This is a genomic window from Niveibacterium microcysteis (assembly GCF_017161445.1).
GTDB classification, from domain to species: Bacteria; Pseudomonadota; Gammaproteobacteria; order Burkholderiales; family Rhodocyclaceae; genus Niveibacterium; species Niveibacterium microcysteis.
In genome coordinates, this window is sequence record NZ_CP071060.1 from 2,961,574 (window position 1) to 2,980,779 (window position 19,206).

Annotated in this window: 14 protein-coding genes; 3 read left to right on the forward strand and 11 right to left on the reverse strand. The window is 62.3% G+C overall.

Annotation, left to right across the window (positions count from 1 at the left end):
- Positions 1–7: 7 nt before the first annotated feature.
- Positions 8–1,318, reverse strand: coding sequence for a trigger factor (gene tig, locus JY500_RS13450; RefSeq protein WP_206253113.1), 1,311 nt, complete (start codon positions 1,316–1,318; stop codon positions 8–10).
- Between the two features lie 448 nt (positions 1,319–1,766).
- On the opposite strand from tig, the gene JY500_RS13455 reads away from it, so the two are divergent.
- The 3 genes from JY500_RS13455 to JY500_RS13465 are packed head-to-tail and all read left to right on the forward strand — an operon-like array spanning position 1,767 to position 6,535.
- Positions 1,767–3,689 (forward strand): PrkA family serine protein kinase, encoded by a 1,923-nt coding sequence (locus JY500_RS13455; RefSeq protein WP_172198681.1) that lies wholly within the window; start codon positions 1,767–1,769, stop codon positions 3,687–3,689.
- Positions 3,690–3,746: 57 nt separating this feature from the next.
- Positions 3,747–5,012 carry a YeaH/YhbH family protein gene (locus JY500_RS13460; RefSeq protein ID WP_206253115.1) on the forward strand — a complete coding sequence of 422 codons (1,266 nt, stop codon included), beginning with the start codon at positions 3,747–3,749 and terminating at the stop codon, positions 5,010–5,012.
- Positions 5,009–6,535, forward strand: coding sequence for a SpoVR family protein (locus tag JY500_RS13465; protein WP_206253117.1), 1,527 nt, complete (start codon positions 5,009–5,011; stop codon positions 6,533–6,535). Before JY500_RS13460 ends, JY500_RS13465 begins: the two co-directional genes overlap by 4 nt.
- A gap of 1 nt (position 6,536) precedes the next feature.
- On the opposite strand, the gene JY500_RS13470 is transcribed toward JY500_RS13465, so the two are convergent.
- From JY500_RS13470 to JY500_RS13515, 10 genes are all read right to left on the reverse strand, one after another.
- A complete protein-coding gene (locus JY500_RS13470; protein WP_206253119.1) occupies positions 6,537–7,685 on the reverse strand; it encodes a right-handed parallel beta-helix repeat-containing protein in 1,149 nt (382 codons plus the stop codon).
- Between the two features lie 47 nt (positions 7,686–7,732).
- Positions 7,733–9,100 carry a type III glutamate--ammonia ligase gene (gene glnT / locus JY500_RS13475; RefSeq protein ID WP_206253121.1) on the reverse strand — a complete coding sequence of 456 codons (1,368 nt, stop codon included), beginning with the start codon at positions 9,098–9,100 and terminating at the stop codon, positions 7,733–7,735.
- Between the two features lie 46 nt (positions 9,101–9,146).
- Positions 9,147–10,160, reverse strand: coding sequence for an ABC transporter substrate-binding protein (locus JY500_RS13480; RefSeq protein WP_206253123.1), 1,014 nt, complete (start codon positions 10,158–10,160; stop codon positions 9,147–9,149).
- A gap of 107 nt (positions 10,161–10,267) precedes the next feature.
- Positions 10,268–11,560, reverse strand: coding sequence for a 4-aminobutyrate--2-oxoglutarate transaminase (gene gabT, locus JY500_RS13485; protein ID WP_206253125.1), 1,293 nt, complete (start codon positions 11,558–11,560; stop codon positions 10,268–10,270).
- Entirely contained in the window at positions 11,557–13,050 is a 1,494-nt protein-coding gene (locus JY500_RS13490; RefSeq protein ID WP_206253127.1) for an aldehyde dehydrogenase, read from the reverse strand. The genes gabT and JY500_RS13490 overlap by 4 nt, the downstream gene beginning before the upstream one ends.
- Positions 13,051–13,214: 164 nt before the next feature.
- On the reverse strand, positions 13,215–14,672 hold the full coding sequence (gabD, locus tag JY500_RS13495; RefSeq protein ID WP_206253129.1) for an NADP-dependent succinate-semialdehyde dehydrogenase: 1,458 nt from the start codon (positions 14,670–14,672) through the stop codon (positions 13,215–13,217).
- 95 nt (positions 14,673–14,767) lie between these two features.
- Complete coding sequence (locus JY500_RS13500; protein WP_206253131.1) at positions 14,768–16,222, reverse strand: DUF3138 family protein; 1,455 nt, start codon at positions 16,220–16,222, stop codon at positions 14,768–14,770.
- A 44-nt stretch (positions 16,223–16,266) separates the two neighbouring features.
- A complete protein-coding gene (locus JY500_RS13505) occupies positions 16,267–17,130 on the reverse strand; it encodes an ABC transporter permease (RefSeq protein ID WP_172198655.1) in 864 nt (287 codons plus the stop codon).
- Positions 17,130–18,071: an ABC transporter permease subunit gene (locus JY500_RS13510; RefSeq protein ID WP_172198653.1), complete on the reverse strand. Its 942-nt coding sequence runs from the start codon at positions 18,069–18,071 to the stop codon at positions 17,130–17,132. The genes JY500_RS13505 and JY500_RS13510 overlap by 1 nt, the downstream gene beginning before the upstream one ends.
- A 10-nt stretch (positions 18,072–18,081) precedes the next feature.
- A complete protein-coding gene (locus JY500_RS13515; RefSeq protein WP_172198651.1) occupies positions 18,082–19,179 on the reverse strand; it encodes an ABC transporter ATP-binding protein in 1,098 nt (365 codons plus the stop codon).
- Positions 19,180–19,206: the final 27 nt, after the last annotated feature.

Sequence of the window (19,206 nt, forward strand, 5' to 3'; positions counted from 1 at the left end):
CTTCCGCTTAGCGGCCGGTGTTGTTGCCCATCAGTTCGTCGAAAGCAACCGGAGTGTCCGTCGCTTGCGCCGTCTTGAGCACCCACTCGACCACGTTGTCTTCAATCACGATAGCTTCCGCTTGCGCCAGGCGCTGCGGTTGCGAGTAGTACCACTTCACGACTTCGGCCGGATCCTCGAAGCTCGACGCGTAGTCGTCGACCATCGCGCGGATCTGTTCCGGCTTGGCGTGGAGTTCATTCTTCTTCACGACTTCAGCGAGCACAAGGCCCAGCTTCACGCGACGCACCGCTTGATCGGCAAACCAGGCCGGTTCAATCGGCATTTTCGACACATCCATGCCGCGCTGAGCAAAATCCTGACGCGCGTTGTCAGCCAGTTGCGCGCTCTCGGTCTCGACCAGAGCCTTCGGCACATCGACCGGGTTTGCTTCGAGCAGCAGGTTCATCGCCTGCTCCTTGACGCGCGCCTGGATACGACGACGAACTTCGCGCTCGAGGTTGGCCTTCACTTCTTCACGCATCTTGGCGACGTCGCCGTCGGCCACACCGAGGGTCTTGGCGAATTCGCCGTCAACTTCCGGCAATTTCGGCGCTTCAACCTTCTTCACGGCAACTTCGAACTGCACGGTCTTGCCGGCAAGATCCTGCGCCTGATATTCGGCCGGGAAGGTCAGATCGAAGGTCTTGCTGTCGCCAGCCTTGAGCCCCTTAACCTGCGACTCGAAATCGGCGAGCATGTTCCCGGCGCCGATCACGAACGGGAAATCTTCGGCGGTGCCGCCCTGGAACGGCTCGCCGTCCTTCTTGCCGACGAAGTCGACGGTCACGCGATCGCCCTCTTCGGCGGCGCGATCGGCTGCCTCGAAGGTCGTGCGCTGTTTGCGCAGGATCTCGATCGTGCGATCGACTTCAGCCTCGCCGACGGTCAGGACCGGGCGCTCGATCGACTTGCCGCTGATGTCGGCCAGTGCGATTTCCGGATACACCTCGAAGGTCGCCGAGAACTCAAGCACTTCGGCCGCATTGCCCGGCTTCGCTTCGATGCGCGGATAGCCTGCAACGCGCAGGTTCTGCTCGCGCACCTTCTCGCCGAACGCCTTTTCAACCGCGGCGCCGATCGCCTCGGAGCGCGCCTGCGGACCATACGTCTGCGAGACGATCTTGAACGGCACCTTGCCCGGACGGAAACCGGGCATCTTGACAGTGCGGGAGAGCTTCTTCAGGCGCGCTTCGACTTCGCGTTCGACGTCGGCGACAGTCACGGACATGTCGATGCGGCGCTCGAGTGCGCCAAGCGTCACTTCGTTGGTCTGCATTCAGTTGATTCCTTGGATGACGACAGAAGGGCGCCCCGCCACCTATCCGTGGCGTCGCCGGTACGGCGAGACACAGGAGGACAGAGAGCCCGCCAGTAATTTTCGGTGGTTCTCGAAACCTTTAATGCTACCACAGCACGCCGGCTCGACCCGCACCATCCCTACAGGGCCAACGCGCATGGCCAAGCCATTGTTTTCAATGGAGAACTGCGGGCCCCGCAGGACCGCCACCGAAACGCGTCCGGACAACGCACTGGCAACATCGCCACACACCGTCGCAAAAACCGGCTGGCAGATTATTGTTAAGGGAACCAGACTCAATGAACGCCTGTCCTCGCACAGGGGCGTTTTGCGATCACCTCAACTTTTCCGGCAGCAAAACCGTTATTGCAACTCATGTGCGGCGCCAGTCCGATCCCATCGGACGGCATGAGGAGGAGGTTCGGTCATGAGCATCTTCGCAAGCTACCAGGCCCGATTCGACGCCACGAAGGAAGAGGAACTCTCGATCCAGGAGTACCTCGAACTTTGCCGGTCCGACCCACTCGCTTACGCCACCGCGGCCGAACGCATGCTGATGGCGATTGGCGAGCCAGAGATGCTCGATACGCGGCTCGACCCGCGGATGTCGCGGATCTTCTCCAACAAGGTCATCAAGATCTACCCGGCCTTCCGCGAGTTCTACGGCATGGAAGAGGCGATCGAGAACATCGTCTCCTACTTCCGGCACGCGGCGCAGGGCCTCGAAGAGAAGAAGCAGATTCTCTACCTGCTCGGGCCGGTGGGTGGTGGAAAGTCATCGCTGGCCGAACGGCTGAAGACCCTGATCGAGAAGATGCCCTTCTATGCCATCAAGGGTTCGCCGGTGCACGAATCGCCGTTGGGGCTCTTCGATCTCAAGGAGGATGGGCGGATCCTGCAGGACGACTACGGCATCCCTGCCCGCTACCTCAACACGATCATGTCGCCATGGGCGGTCAAGCGCCTGCATGAATTCAACGGCGACATCACGAAGTTCCGCGTCGTGAAGCTGCGCCCGTCCGCGCTGCACCAGACTGCGGTGGCCAAGACGGAGCCGGGCGACGAGAACAACCAGGACATTTCTTCGCTGGTTGGCAAGGTCGACATCCGCATGCTCGACCGCTATTCGCAGAGCGACCCGGATGCCTACTCGTATTCGGGCGGCCTGTGCCTCGCGAACCGTGGTCTCCTTGAATTCGTCGAAATGTTCAAGGCGCCGATCAAGGTGCTGCACCCGCTGCTGACCGCCACGCAAGAAGGCAACTACAAGGGAACGGAAGGATTCGGCGCGATTCCCTTCGACGGCATCATCCTCGCGCACTCGAACGAATCCGAATGGATCCAGTTCCGCAACAACCGCAACAACGAAGCCTTCCTCGACCGCATCTACACGGTGAAGGTGCCCTACTGCCTGCGGGTGTCGGAAGAGATCCGGATCTACGAGAAGCTGTTGCAGAACAGCTCGCTGTCGGCCGCGCCCTGCGCACCGGACACGCTGAAGATGCTCGCCCAGTTCGTTGCGCTGTCGCGCCTGAAAGAGCCGGAGAACTCCAGCATCTATTCGAAGATGCGTGTGTATGACGGCGAGAACCTGAAGGACACCGACCCGAAGGCCAAGTCGTATCAGGAGTACCGCGACTATGCTGGCGTGGATGAGGGGATGGCCGGGCTCTCGACCCGCTTCGCTTTCAAAGTACTGTCGCGGGTGTTCAACTTCGACCACCGCGAAGTCGCGGCGAATCCGGTGCATCTGATGTACGTGCTGGAACAACAGATCGAGCAGGAGCAGTTCCCGCCCGAGGTCGAGCAGCGCTACAACGCCTTTATCAAGGAGTTTCTAGCGCCCCGCTACGCCGAGTTCATCGGCAAGGAAATCCAGACCGCCTACCTCGAGAGTTACTCGGAGTATGGGCAGAACATCTTTGATCGCTATGTGATCTATGCGGACTTCTGGATCCAGGATCAGGAGTACCGCGATCCGAACACCGGAGAGATCTTCGATCGGTCTGCGCTCAACGATGAGTTGGAGAAGATCGAGAAGCCGGCTGGCATCAGCAATCCGAAGGACTTCCGCAACGAGGTGGTGAACTTCGTGCTGCGGGCGCGCGCCAAGAACAATGGCAAGAACCCGAGCTGGACGTCGTACGAGAAGCTGCGTGCCGTGATCGAGAAGAAGATGTTCTCGAACACCGAGGATTTGCTGCCAGTGATTTCCTTCACGCCCAAGGGCAGCCAGGAGGAGCAGAAGAAGCACCAGGACTTCGTCAATCGCATGATCACCAAGGGTTACACCGAGAACCAGGTACGGCTGCTGTGCGACTGGTACTTGCGCGTTCGCAAGTCTTCCTGATCGCCACGTCTTTCTGAACGGTTGCGCCGGCCATCAGCCGGCGCGGGGATGCCCACGATGGTCCGTATCATCGACAGGCGGTTCGACAGCAAGAACAAAAGCGCGGTCAATCGCCAGCGCTTCTTTCGGCGCTTCAAGCAGCAGATACGCAAGGCGGTAGCCGACGCGATCGATGGCCGCTCGATCCGCGACGTCGACAACGGCGAAAGCGTGTCGATCCCAACCAAGGACATCTCCGAGCCGCAGTTCGGCTTGGGGCGTGGAGGCGAATGGGAGACGGTCTTCTCGGGCAACGACCAGTTCGCCGCTGGTGACGAGGTGGATCGCCCCATCGGTGGAGCCGGCGGCTCCGGCAAGGGCAAGGCGAGCAACGAGGGAGAAGGCGAGGACGACTTCGTCTTCCAGCTCTCACGCGAGGAGTTCCTCGATGTCTTCTTCGACGATCTCGCGCTGCCGAATCTGGTGAAGACGCAGCTGGCGGCGATTCCTGAATACAAGCTCCAGCGGGCTGGTTTTACATCCAGCGGTACGCCAGCCAATATCAACATCGTGCGTTCCTTGCGCGGTGCGCTGGGGCGCAGGTTGGCGCTCGGCTCGCCCTACTCCACGCAACTCCGCGAAGCGCTCGGCAAACTCGACACCCTTCGCAAGACGCGTCCAGACACCGACCCGGAGGTCGAGGCTTTACTGGAAGAAATCGCCACGCTGCGAGCGAAGATCGAGGGCATTCCCTTCATCGACAAAGTCGACCTTCGCTACAACAACCGCATCCGCGTGCCCAAGCCTTCCACGCGCGCGGTGATGTTCTGCGTCATGGATGTTTCCGGCTCGATGGACGAGGAGAAGAAAGCGACGGCCAAGCGCTTCTTCATGCTCCTTTACCTGTTCCTGACGCGGAACTACGAAAAGATCGAAGTGGTGTTCATTCGCCACCACACGGTGGCAAAGGAAGTCGACGAAGAGGATTTCTTCCACTCGCGCGAGTCTGGCGGCACCGTGGTGTCGAGCGCATTGGAGTTGATGAAGGACATCATCCAGGAACGCTACGCCACCAACCTGTGGAATATCTACGGCGCCCAGGCATCGGACGGCGACAACTGGGAAAACGACTCGCCGCGCTGCCGCGAGTTGCTGGCGGACAACATCCTTCCCTTCGTGCAGCACTTCGCCTACATCGAGATCACGCCGGGCGAGCCGCAGAACCTTTGGCGGGAGTACGAAAAGCTGCAAGGCGGCCACAGCAACTTTGCGATGCAGCGCATCGAGGCACTGGCCAACATCTACCCGGTCTTTCGCGAACTCTTCAAGAAGAGCAGCGTATGAAAAAACGCCGCAACAAACCGCTACCCGCCCCGGCGGAATGGAGTTTCGAGCTGATCGACGCGTACCACCGCGAGATCGCTCGCGTTGCCGAAATGCACGGTCTGGACACCTATCCCAACCAGATCGAGGTGATCACATCCGAGCAGATGATGGATGCCTACGCCTCGGTCGGCATGCCGGTGAACTATCACCACTGGAGTTTCGGCAAGCATTTCCTGTCCACCGAGAAAGGCTACCGGCGCGGGCAGATGGGGCTCGCCTACGAGATCGTGATCAATTCGAACCCCTGCATCGCCTACCTCATGGAAGAAAACACCATGACGATGCAGGCGCTGGTGATCGCTCACGCCGCCTACGGCCACAACTCCTTCTTCAAGGGCAACTACCTGTTCCGCACCTGGACGAATGCCGACGCGATCATCGACTACCTGGTGTTCGCACGCAGCTACATCACGCAGTGCGAGGAGCGCTACGGAGAGGAAGAGGTCGAGCTGCTGCTGGACTCTTGCCACGCCCTGATGAACGTGGGTGTAGACCGCTACAAGCGGCCGCCAAAGCTCTCACTGGAAAAAGAGCAACTGCGTCAGCATGAACGCGAGGAGTACCTGCAGAGCCAGGTCAACGATCTGTGGCGCACCTTGCCCGCACACGAGGTGAAGCCCAGCGAAGTGCAAGCCGTGCGTTTTCCGCCGGAGCCGGAAGAGAACGTGCTGTATTTCTTTGAAAAGCACGCTCCGCTGCTCGAACCCTGGCAACGGGAAGTGGTCCGGATCGTGCGCAAGATCGCACAGTACTTCTTCCCGCAACGGCAAACACAAGTCATGAACGAGGGGTGGGCGACCTTCTGGCACTACACCCTGCTCAACACGCTTTACGACGAAGGGCTGCTGACCGACTCGTTCATGATGGAGTTCCTGCACTCGCATACCAACGTGGTGATGCAGCCGCCGTACAACTCGAAATGGTATTCAGGCATCAACCCTTACGCCCTGGGATTCGCGATGTGGAGCGACATCCGCCGGATCTGCGAGCACCCCACCGAGGAAGACTACCGCTGGTTCCCGGACATCGCCGGCGGCAACTGGCATGAGGTATTCGACTTCGCGATGCGCAGCTTCAAGGATGAGAGCTTCATCGCGCAGTTCCTGTCGCCGAAATTGATTCGCGATTTCAAGCTGTTCGCCGTACTCGACGACGATCGCAACCAGAAGCTACATGTCACGGCGATCCACGACGAGGCCGGCTATCGCGCGATCCGCGAGAAGTTATCGGACCAGTACAACATCGGCAGCCGCGAACCCAGCATCCAGGTTTGGAACGTCGATCTGCGTGGCGATCGGTCGCTGACACTGCGCCACCACGCCTACCATCGCCGACCAATTGGTGAAGGGATGGACGAAGTGCTGCGACACGTCGCGCGGCTATGGGGATTTAACGTACGGCTTGAGACCCAGCACGAAGACGGCCGCGTCGAAACCCTGCGCGAGATGCGCTTCGAGCGGCGCCAGCCTCGCGCCGCGTGACCTAGCCGCCGGGAGACTGAAAGGCGCCAGGCGACCAGCGCTGCGGCGCGACGGGCCGGGTTTGTAGTGGGTGGACGTACTCGGCAACCGGCGTGAGGTCGACGCCGCCAGACGCCAGACCCGCCTTGGCGGTAGCGCCAAACAGCTTCGAATCGCGGCGCAGGTGGTAGTCGTCACGCTGCGGGCGCACGAAGTCCGGCCAATCGCCCACGACGTTGCCCTGCCCGGCGCCCGCCGGAAGATCCAGCGAGGCGCCCTGCCCGACCAGAAGGTTATTCACCGCCACGACCGCAACACCGGCGCGCACATCGAGCATTCTGGCGCCTTGTGGCCGATCGTTCACGATCGTGTTGTGCGACAGGTAGAGCGCGTTCTTGGGCCACTTGAGCCCCTCTGCACCGAAACTGATGATCTTGCTGTTCTCGGTGGTGCTGGATTGCTCGATCTGGTTGCCCACCACCAGCGCCGTACCGCCGGATGGGAACTCCAGCTCATAACTCGCGCGGCCACCGATTTCGTCGGTCAGACGGTTGTAGAGAATGCGGTTATCGCGCGCGCGCGACTTGAGCAGATGACCGACCTTGGCGTGGTGGAAGTAGCTGCCGGTGACTTGCAGGCTGGCAATGGTACCAACGTACAGGTTGTGGCTCTGACCTTCGCCCGAGCCGTTGTAGCCAAACTCGCTGCGCTCGATCTCCAGCGACAGGCGCTCGTCGTTGGCAGTGAGGATGCCGTTCTCGTTTTCAAGAAAGCGGCAACCGACCACGGTCAGTTTGCCTGCTTCGTGGCGAATCCCTGCACCGTTGCGATCGCGAACCTTGGCGCCGCGGAACTCGAGGTTCTCGATCCGGATGCGGTCGCCACGCACGACGAAGATCGCCTTGTTCTCGGCCGCGGCCCCCATCGCGATCAACTTCGGCATCGCGCCAAGACCACGAATCGTCAGGTCCTGCTGGGTCCAGACCGCGACATCCGCCTTGTAATCGCCCGAGGCAATCTCGACGACATCGCCGTCACGCGCAACGCGGGCTGCCTCGGCGATGGTGTGGATACGCTCGGCGGGGCCGACACGCAGGGTGTCCGCCCAGGCACTGCAGGTCACCGCGCAGGCGGCAAATACGAGGAGGCGGGAAACGTTCGATGGGCGCATCGGGCTAGCATGCCCCATGCGCCCCCTGCCGTGAAGTGGAAAAGTCCTCAGAAGCGGTCAGCGTAGCGTTCGGTTTCCCAGGCATGCACCGCACGTGAATACTCGACCCACTCCATTCGCTTGAAGCGGCAGAACTCTGCGGTAAACGCCGAACCCAACGCTTCGCCGAGCGAGGTATCAGACTCCAACGCCGCCACCGCCTCACCCAGGTTCTGCGGCAGTTGGGCAATGCCACGCACGCGCAGCTCCGCCAGCATCAGCTCATACAGATCATCGGCAACCGGCGCACCCGGAGACAGGCTGCGTTCGACACCATCGAGCCCGGCGGCGATCACGCCCGCAAGCGCCAGATAGGGGTTTGCCGAAGCATCGGGCAGACGCCACTCCAGCCGCGAATGTGCGACCCGAACCAGCGTGGTGCGGTTGTTGTCGCCATAGCCGATATGCGCCGGCGCCCAGGTCGTGCCAGACAATGACTCGCCGACCACCAAGCGCTTGTAGGAATTCACTGTGGGCGCGCACAGCGCAGCCAGCGCCGGTGCGTGATGCAGCAGGCCGGCGAGGAAGTGGTAAGCGGTTTGCGACAACCCAAGCCCCTGCGCATCGCTGCGATCGGTGAATACCGCGCGCCCGCCTGCATCCGCGATCGACAGGTGAAAATGCAAGCCACTGCCGGGCATGTTCGCGAAGGGCTTGGGCATCATCGAGAACACCATGCCCAGCGATTCTGCAATCGAATGTGCCGCCATCTTGAACAGCATGAAGCGATCCGCTGCCGACAGCGCATCGCTGTAGTGGTAGTTCACCTCGTACTGGCCGCTGGCATCCTCGTGGTCGATCTGGAACACGTCCAGGCCACACGCCTGCAATGCATCGGTCAGCGCACCCAGAAACGCTTGCTGACGCGTGAGGGACTTGTAGTCGTACGAAGGCTTTTCGAGGCGGTCGTGTCCGTCAGCGGGGCTGACGCTGCCATCCGGGTTGCGCTGCAGCAGAAAGAACTCCGGCTCCAGGCCGGCGTTCAGCGTCCAGCCACGTTCCGCAAGCCGCGCCACCTGGCGGCGCAGAATCTGGCGCGGGCACAGCGCGAACGACTCGCCACCCACGTAGCCATCACAGACCACGCGCGCATGGCCCGGCAACCACGGCAGTACCTGCGCGGTCGAGATATCGCCACGACCGTAGTACTCGGACCGCAGCCCATGGCGCGGCAGCCCCGTGCCCCAGATCGACGGGCCCGAAAAGCCAGCGCCCGCAGTGAAGATATCTTCCAGGTGGCTCAACGGTACCGTCTTGCCCTTGGCTACACCCTGGATGTCGGTGAACTGCGCGAACACGTAGCGCACGCCAGCGTCGCCCAAGCGGCGGCGCAAAGCGTCAATCTGATGCTGCTCAACGCCATTCGATGCGGTCATGGCGATCTCTCCGTTCGGGGTTCTTCATTGTGATTACGTGTAACGCTCAGCGCAGGATGCGGCCATCAGCCCCGAGTACCACGAGTTCGCCAACGTTCCGCTCACGATCTTCGCGCGCAAGCATGACGGTGATGCCGCCGGCGTCGACGCTTCGGTTCGTTTCAAGGGCGCGGCGCAGGGAATCGCGCGTCGGTTGGCTGCCGGCACGGCGCAGCCCGTCCGAGATCACGCGTGCGGCCATGCAACCCTCCAGCGTGAACTCATCCGGCGCCTTTCCGGCTTTGCGTGCTGCCGCCTCAAGGTCGCGGGCCAAGGGTAGCGAGGCATTGGCGGGCGACGGCACGGCAAGGCCGATCCCGACACCGCGTGCGCTGGGGCCCATCAAGCGCGTCAGCGGACGCGAGCCAACATCCCCATGGGCGAGCAGTTGCCCAACGAAACCGGCCCTGCGCAAGCGCATGAACACATCGGCCGTCGAGGTATAGCCGGCCAGCGAAAGCACAGCGTCAGGGCGGGCGGAGAGCAGCGCTCTGGCCTGTGGATCGAGCTCCATCGAGCCGGTCTCCGCCTCGGCCACTGCAACCAGTTGAACCCCGTTCGCGGCCGCTGCGGCGCGCACGACAGCCAACAATTCGGCACCCGCCGCATCGCGCGTTGCAAACGCGCCTAGTCGCTTCACGCCGAGGCGCGCGGCCTGCGAAACCAGGCTCGTCGCAATCGTTCTGTCTGGGCTACGGACCGGGAAGACCCAGCCACTGGCGTCCTGCATGATCGTCTGCGCACCCGACATTGGCGCCACCAGGGGCAGGCGCGCTGCGGCCGCGCGTTTGGCGGCTTCCGCCGCGTCGTGTCGACCGAAGAAGCCGGTCAGCGCAATCACGCTGTCCTTGCCCGCCAGTTCCCATGCTCGCAGATCTTCCGCCGCCAGTTCGGCCTCGGCGTCGTCCGTGACTTTCAATGTCACGCCTCGCCCAACCGGATCAGACGCCAAGCAGGTGCGCAATCCATCGAGAAAGCTGACGCCAATCTCGGCCGACGCGCCAGAGAGCGGCAGGCTCACGCCCACGGCCATCGCAGGCCGGGCCGTCTGCGCCTGGCTCGCCGGCGCACCGCATAGCAGAGCGATCGCGGCAGCCGCCCTTAGCCGGGCACGGCGCGCCGCGCCGATCACGCCGCCGCCAGCGCGTCGGCCAGAATCCCTAGCGCCTCGTCAAAAATCGCGTCGGGCGTGGTGAGCGGATACAACAAACGCAGCACGTTGCCGTAGACGCCACAGGTCAGCAGGATCAGGCCCTTCTCCAGTGCCTTGGCCTGCACCCGCTTAGTGAAGTCCGCGTCCGGCTTGCCAGTGGCCGGGTCGTTGAATTCAACCGCAACCATCGAGCCTGGCCCGCGCACATCCACAATCTGCGGCACCTTCGCGCGCTGCGCGTTGAGGAAACCACGCAGCTTCTCGCCCAAGGCGTTGGAGCGCTCGATCAGCCCCTCCTCCTTGATCACATCAATCACGGCATGCGAGGCGGCAATCGCCATCGGGCTACCGGCATAGGTACCACCGAGACCGCCGGGCAGCGGCGCATCCATGATCTCGGCGCGGCCGCAGACAGCCGACAGCGTGGTGCCGCCGGCCATACTCTTGGCCATGGTCATGATGTCCGGCAGCACCGGGTAGTGCTCCATCGCAAACCACTTGCCGGTGCGGCCGAAGCCGGTCTGCACTTCGTCGGCAACCAGCAGGATGCCGTGCTCGTCGCACAGCTTGCGCAGCGCCACCATGAAGTCGACCGGCGCCTGGTAGAAACCGCCCTCGCCCTGCACCGGTTCGAGGATGATCGCCGCGACGCGCGCGGGTTCGATATCGGACTTGAAGAGGTGCTGGATGTAGTCGAGCGAATCCTGAACGCTCACGCCATGCAGCGGCACCGGGAATGGGGCGTGGAAGATCTCACCGGGGAATGGCCCGAAGCCGACTTTGTAGGGCACCACCTTGCCGGTGAGCGCCGCAGCCATCATCGAGCGGCCGTGGAAGGCGCCCGAGAAGGCGATGATGCCGGAGCGCTTGGTCGCCGCGCGCGCGATTTTCACGACGTTCTCGACCGCCTCAGCACCGGTCGAGAAGAACGCCGTCTTCTTCGCATGCGTGCCTGGCGTCAGCTGGTTGATCTTCTCCGCGAGGGTGACGTAGCTCTCGTAGGGAACGACCTGGTAGCAGCTGTGCGTGAAGCGCTCAAGCTGTTCGGCGACGGCGGCCATCACCTTCGGGTGACGATGCCCTGTATTGAGCACCGCGATGCCGCCACCGAAATCGATGTAGCGGCGCCCTTCCACATCCCACAGCTCGGCGTTCTCGGCGCGATCGATGAAGAACGAATTGCCGACGGCGATACCGCGCGGCGTGGCGGCGAGACGGCGTTCGTGGAGTTCCTTGTTGCTGGCCATGTTCAGGTTCCTGCTGTTCATTCAAGACCAATCCAGGTCGTCTTGAGTTCGGTGTACTTGTCCATCGCGTGCAGCGATTTGTCGCGCCCGTTGCCGGACTGCTTGTAGCCGCCGAAGGGCACGGTGATGTCGTCTTCGTCGTACTGGTTCACATGCACGGTGCCGGCACGCAGCGCGCGGGCAATGCGATGCGCCTTGTTGATGTCGCGGGTCCACACGCCGGCCTGCAGGCCATAGATGGTCTGGTTCGCCTGCTGGATCGCCTCTTCGACCGTGTCGAAGGCAAGCACCGAGAGCACCGGGCCGAAGATCTCTTCGCGCGCGATCGTCATGTCGTTGCGCACGCCATCGAACAGCGTCGGCGCGACGTAGTAGCCACCGGTTTCGGCGCGCGCCTGCTCACCGCCAGCAAGCAGCTTGGCGCCTTCCTTGCGGCCAGAGTCGATGTAGCGCAGCACGGTATCGAGCTGGGTGCGGTCGACCAGGGCGCCCATTACCGTTTCGTCAGCCAGCGGGTCGGCCGGCGCGTATTTGGGAATCAGTGCCAGCGCGCGTTCGATGAAGGCATCCTTGATCGAACGCTCGACGAAGAGGCGCGACGGCGCGTTGCAGCTCTCGCCCTGGTTGTAGAAGATCGAGCCGATCGAAGACGCCACCGCGCGGTCCAGATCCGGGCAGTCAGCGCAGACGATGTTCGGCGACTTGCCGCCCAGTTCGGTCCAAGCGCGCTTGAGGTTGCTCTGGCCCGCATTGACGATGATGAGCTTGCCGACGCGGGTGGAGCCGGTGAAGGCGATGCAGTCGACATCCATGTGCAGCGACAACGCATTGCCGGCCTCGTGACCGAAGCCTGGCACGACGTTGAACACGCCGGGCGGGATCCCCGCCTCCAGTGCGAGCTCCGCGAGGCGCAGTGCGGTGAGCGGCGACTTTTCGGAAGGCTTCAGCACCACGCTGTTGCCCACCGCCAGCGCCGGCGCGATCTTCCACGAGGCCATCAGCATCGGGTAGTTCCACGGCACGATGGCACCGACGACCCCGACGGGCTCACGGGTGATCAGTGCGAGCGCACTGTCACTGGTCGGCGCGATCTCGTCGTAGATCTTGTCGATCGCCTCGCCGTACCAACGGATCGTATTTGCGCAGGCGTTGACGTCGGTCGCGCGGGCGTTGCGTATCGGCTTGCCCATGTCGAGCGTTTCGGTCAGCGCGAGTTCGTCCTTGTGCGCGAGGATCAGGTCCGCAAAGCGAACCATGATCTGCTTGCGCGAACGCGGCGACAGCCCGGCCCAGCGACGGTCCTCGAACGCCGCGCGCGCCGCCACCACCGCGGCATCAATATCCGCCGCATCACCCCGCGCAACAGCGGCGAGATAGCGCCCATCGACCGGCGAATTGCATTCAAAGGTCTGCCCGCTCACGGCAGCGACGCGCTCACCGTTGATCAGGGCGCGGCCGTCGAACTTCATGCGGCCGGCCATCTCGGTCCAGGAGTTCTGTTGTGTCGTCATGACTTCAATTCCTGTGCTTTCTTCGGTTCCCAACGCGGCGTGGCGTTGGTGGAGAGATCGTCGCGAGCGGCCCGAGGCTGACAGGAGAAGCGCAGCCGTACAGGCGGTACGGCGAGCATCGCAGTGTCGGGATCGGGCTGCGCAGTAGATCTATCCCCCAACGCTCAGCGGTCGATGCCGCCGAGACAGATGTACTTGATCTCGAGATAGTCCTCGATACCGTACTTCGAACCTTCACGCCCCAGCCCGGACTGCTTCACGCCACCGAAGGGCGCGAGCTCGTTCGAGATCAGGCCGGTGTTGACACCCACCATGCCGTACTCCAGCGCCTCGGCGACGCGGAAGATGCGGCCGATGTCGCGACTGTAGAAGTAGCTGGCGAGACCGAACTCGGTGTCGTTGGACATGGCGATGACGTCTGCCTCGTCCTTGAACTTAATCAGCGGGGCGACCGGGCCGAAGGTCTCCTCACGGAAGATCTTCATGTCGCGGGTGACACCAGTCAGCACGGTGGGCTCGTAGAAAGTGCGGCCCAGCGCATGGCGCTTGCCACCCGTCGCCACCGCACCGCCCGCGGCGAGCACGTCGCTGACGTGTTCCTCGACCTTGGCGAGCGCCTTGCTGTCGATCAGCGGGCCTTGCTGCACGCCCTCGTCCATGCCGTTGCCGACCTTCATCGCACCCACCTTGGCGGCGAGCTTGGCGGCGAAGGCCTCATAAACGCCCTCCTGCACGAACAGGCGATTCGCGCACACGCAGGTCTGGCCGGTGTTGCGGAACTTGGATATCAACGCACCCTCGACGGCCTGATCGAGATCGGCATCGTCGAACACGATGAAGGGCGCATTGCCGCCCAGTTCGAGCGAGAGCTTCTTGATCGTGTCGGCGGACTGGCGCATCAGGATCCGGCCCACCTCGGTAGAGCCCGTGAAGCTCAGCTTCGCGACGGTCGGGTTGCCGGTCATCTCGCCACCGATCTCGGTTGACGAGCCGGTGATGACACTGAAGAGGCCCGCCGGCAGGCCGGCTTCTTCCGCCAGCGCGGCGAGCGCGAGCGCGGAGAAAGGCGTCTGCGTCGCGGGCTTGAGCACCATCGCACAACCTGCTGCCAGCGCCGGGCCAGCCTTGCGCGTGATCATCGCGTTGGGGAAGTTCCACGGCGTGATCGCGGCGCACACGCCGATCGGCTGTTTGATGACGATCAGCCGCTTGTCCGCCTGGTGCTGCGGGATGGTGTCGCCGTAGATGCGCTTACCCTCTTCGGCAAACCATTCGATGAATGATGCCCCGTAGGCGATCTCCCCCTTCGCTTCGGCAAAGGGCTTGCCCTGCTCGGCAGTCAGAATGCGCGCGAGGTCGTCCTGATGCTTCATCATCAGGTCGAACCAGCGGCGCAGCACTGCGGCGCGTTCCTTGGCAGTCTTGGCTGCCCAGGCCTTCTGCGCAACTCGCCCTGCTTCGATCGCACGGCGCGTTTCCGCGACACCCGCCATCGGCACGGTGCCGAGCTTCACCCCCGTCGCAGGATTGATGACCTCGGCAGTCTTTCCACTGTCGGCGTCACACCAACGACCATCGATATAGGCCTGCTGGCGCAGCAGGTCCTTGCGTTGCAGTTCCATGAGATTTTTCCGTCAGCGCTTTGAACCGCGCCGGACGCCCGCCCGGCGCGAAAGTACTGGCCGCTCCGCCCCCCAGCGAAGCGGCCAGCAGGGGGTCAGAACGAAACCACCGTTGCGACCCCGAACAACTGGTTGTCCTTCTTGTACGAACCGTCCTTCACGTTCTCGAACACATGCTTGTTGGAACCGTCGTAGCGGTATTCCATCTTGAACACGGTATTCAGGTTGAACGCGTAGCCGAGACCGAAGGTGAGTGCATAACGGTTGGACCCCTTGCTGTCCGGATCCTCACCCCAGGTGCCGGCTGCGTCGTCATAGACAAAGCCCGGGCCGATGCCGTTGCGACCATCGGAGAAGTTGTATCCGAGCAAGCCGCCACCGTTCTTGCTGTTGTTGATGTAGTCGGCGCGCATGATGCCTTCGAGCTGCGGCGTGAACTTGTACGCAGCAAGGCCAGAGAGCCCCCACCAGCGTGCGTCCTGCAGTTCGCCTGTATCGGGATTCGCGTAGACCGCCGCCTTCTTCTGCTGGCCAAACGAGACCTGGCCTTGCACCGTCCAGTCACCGCGGATGAAGTACCCGTCGAGTTCAAACAAGTTGAGCGCGGTGTCCTTGCCCGACTGATCCGGGTACACAAGGCTGCCGGTGTCATCGGTTTCATCCGCACGAAGGTTCGCCGCCTTGCCATGCACCCCGGCGAAGCCAAAGCCATTGAACTCACCCTTCGCGTAGTCAACGCGGTAGGCAAGCACCGGAGCCTTGTTGCCACTGTTCTTCTTGCTCGCGTTCATGTTCGCGAGCAGGCCTTTGACGATCCACTTACCGCTGGTGATTTCCATACCGGCACCGGTGTAAGCGGTCGGCAGCGTGAAGTCGAACAGCAGGTTGTGGGTGATCAGCTTGTTCTGCGTGCCCGGCAGGTATTCGTAGCCAGACCAATCAGGGATCTGACCAGCGATGAAGCGCGTCTGGAGATCGGTCAAAGGTACCGAGACCGAAGCCTCGGCGATGATGTTGCCCGGGCTGAACACCTCACCCACGCCACGGTTTGGCTGCAAGGTCAGGCGCCATTTCGTGCCGCCATCCATTTCTTTCTGAATGTCGAGCTGGCCCATGCCGAAGTAGCCGTTGTCGTAGTTGTAGCCATCGTCCCCGACCTGGTTGAGGAACTGGAAGCCGGCGCGATCCTGGCGCTGGTTGTAGATGAAGGTCGGATCGATATAGCCGCTGATCTTCAAGCCCCGCAGGCCAGAGGCATCACGCGCGTCCTCCAGCGCCTCAGCCTTGACCGCAATGCGGTTGAACTCGGCTTGCTGATCAGGCGTCATGCCCGGCTGTACGGGTTCGGCAGCCGGCACGGCGACCGCGGCGGTAGCCGGTGCAGCGGCCTTCTTGCTTTCTTCCGACTTGAGCTTTTGCTCAAGCTCAGTCACCCGCTGCTTGAGCGCGCGCAGTTCGTTGAGCAGCTCCTTGTTCGACTGCGCCTGCGCGGCCGCAGGAAACGCCGCGGCCAATGCCAGTGCCAGGGTGGTGACCTTCAAGGCTTTCATCGGGCTCTCCTCTTGGGTGAAATCTGTTTGGTCTGGTAAATGGATCAGGACGCACGCTGAGCGGCGGCCATTTCGCGGGCGCGACGGCGCTCCGCACGGGCAATCAGGTAACTGGCGGTGATCACTGCAATCGATACGACCGCGATGATCACGGTGGCGACGGCATTGACACTGGGGTTCAGGCCAAGGCGTGCGCGCGAGAAGATCACCAGCGGCATCGTCGTGGAGCCGGGGCCGGACAAGAAGGCCGACAGCACGACATCGTCCAGAGACAGCGTGAAGGTCAGCAGCCAGGCGGAAGCCAGGGCCTGCGCGATCATCGGCATCGTCACGAGGAAGAACACCTGGTGCGGCTTGGCACCCAGGTCCATGGCGGCCTCTTCGATCTGCGGGTTCAGATCCTGCAGGCGCGCCTGGATGACCACCGTGGCATAGGCAAGGCCAAGCAGCAGGTGGCCCATCCAGATCGTCATCGCGCCACGCTCCGGAAAGCCCAGCCAGTGCTGCACCGATACGAGCATGAGCAGCAGCGAGAGGCCGATGATCACTTCCGGCATCACCAGCGGCGCGTTGACCATGCCGGTGAACATCGTGCGGCCGAAGAAGCGCTTGTACTTGACCAGCGTGAAGGCAGCGAACATGCCTATCACCACCGAGGCGCAGGCGGTGAAGAACGCCACCTTCAGCGACAGCCAGAAGCCGGTGAGCATCTCGGTATCGTTCATCAGCTTGCCGTACCACTTGAAGGTGAAGCCCCCCCATGTGGTCGGCAACGGCGAGTTGTTGAACGAGTAGATCACCAGCGCGACGATCGGCAGGTAAAGGAAGGCATAGCCCCCCGCCAGCCAGGCCTTGCCGAAGCGCCGGTTGAAGGTTTCGCCGAAGATCGGCGGCTTCTTGCCATTCATCAGCGGGCCTCCTGTGCTTCAGCCTGGTACTTGTTGAAGATCGCCAGCGGCACGATGATCAGCAGGATCATCACCACGGCAACACCCGAGGCCATCGGCCAGTCGTTGTTCGAGAAGAACTCGTCCCACAGCACGCGGCCGATCATTAGCGTCTCTGGCCCGCCGAGCAGTTCCGGAATCACGAACTCGCCCACGCAGGGGATGAAGACCAGCATGGAGCCAGCGATGATGCCGGCCTTGGACAAGGGCACGGTGATCTTCCAGAACGTGGTCCAGGGCGTGGCGCCGAGGTCCGCCGCAGCTTCCAGCAGGCGCAGATCCATCTTCGCGAGATTGGCGTAGAGCGGCAGGATCATGAAGGGCAGATAGGTGTAGACCATGCCCAGCACCAGCGAGAACGGCGTGTTCATGAACTTGCCCAGCGCCGGTATCAAGCCTGCCGCTACAAGCAGGTGGTCGATGCGCAGCAATTCGAGCAGGTTGGCGACCCAGCCGTTTTCACCCAGCAAGCCCTTCCACGCATAAACGCGCAACAGGAAGGAAGTCCAGAACGGCAGCATCACCATCATCAGCAGCGCAGGCTGAAGCGAAGGCTTGGCACGCGCCATGAAGTAGGAGAACGGATAGCCGATCAGCAGCGAGAGCAGCGTCGTGATCGCGGCGTACTTCAAACTCGCGAGGTAGGTCTTGAAGTACAGCGGATCTTCAGCAATGAACTCGTAGTTGCTGAGCTTCAGCGTGAGTTGAAGCAGCCCGTCCTTGTAGGTCAGCAAGTCCTTGAAGTGCACCGTCTCCATTTCAGAGACGCTGATCTTCATGACGATCAGGAAGGGCAGCAGGAAGAACACCAGCAGCCAGGCGTAAGGCACGCCGATAACCGCTGTGCGTCCGCTCAGCAGCTTCGACTTGCGCAAGCGCGCGAGGAAGGTTTGAGGTCTCATCGCGCGCCCTTCACTGCGTGAGCACAACCTGCGACAGCGGCGTCCAGCTCGCCCATACCTCGTCGCCCCAGGTCAGCGGATCATCGCGATGACGCGCGATGTTGCTCTCGCTGACCTTGAGCACCAGGCCGCTGCCAAGCTGGATGTGATAAACGGTGTGGCTGCCGAAATACACCATGTCCTTGATCGTGCCGCGCACATGGTTGTATTCGCCTTCCGGGCGTTCCCGGGTGACGTGGATCTTCTCCGGACGAACGGCCACCGAAACAGGCATCCCCTCGTTACCAGTGATGCCGTGGCCAACGTAGTGCTTGCAGTCGGCGCACTCGATGATCACGTGGTCGGGGTTGTCATCGATCAGCGTGCCATCCATCAGATTCACGTTGCCGATGAAGTCCGCGACGAAACGGTTCGCTGGCGTTTCGTACACCTCGCTCGGTGCTCCGATCTGCAGGATGTTGCCTTCGCTCATGATCGCGATGCGCGAGGCCATGGTCATCGCCTCTTCCTGATCGTGCGTCACCATCACGACCGTGACACCCACCTGCTCGATGATGTTCACCAGCTCGATCTGGGTTTCCTCGCGCAGCTTCTTGTCCAGCGCGCCGAGTGGTTCGTCGAGCAGCAACAGATCGGGTCGCTTCGCGAGGCTGCGCGCCAACGCCACGCGCTGCTGCTGACCGCCGGAGAGCTGGTGCGGTTTGCGTTTTGCGTACTTCGAGAGCTGCACCAGCTTGAGCATCTTCTCGACGCGTGCAGCGATGTCGTCTTTCGGCATGCCATCGCGCTTCAGGCCGAAGGCGACGTTCTCCTCCACCGAAAGATGCGGGAACAGCGCGTAAGACTGGAACATCATGTTGATCGGCCGCAGATAAGGCGGCAGACCCGCCAGATCGTGGCCATTAAGGATGATGCGCCCGGAGGTCGGGGTTTCGAATCCCGCAAGCATCCGCAAGAGCGTCGTCTTGCCGCAGCCGCTCGATCCGAGCAGCGCGAAAATTTCTCCCTTGGCGATGTCGATGCTGACGTGATTAACCGCCTTCACGCCGCCAAAGTCCTTTACGACGTCCTTGATCTGAAGAAACGCCGGTGCTTGCGAAACCACCATTCCCCTCCCTCCGTTCCGTCTCGTTCG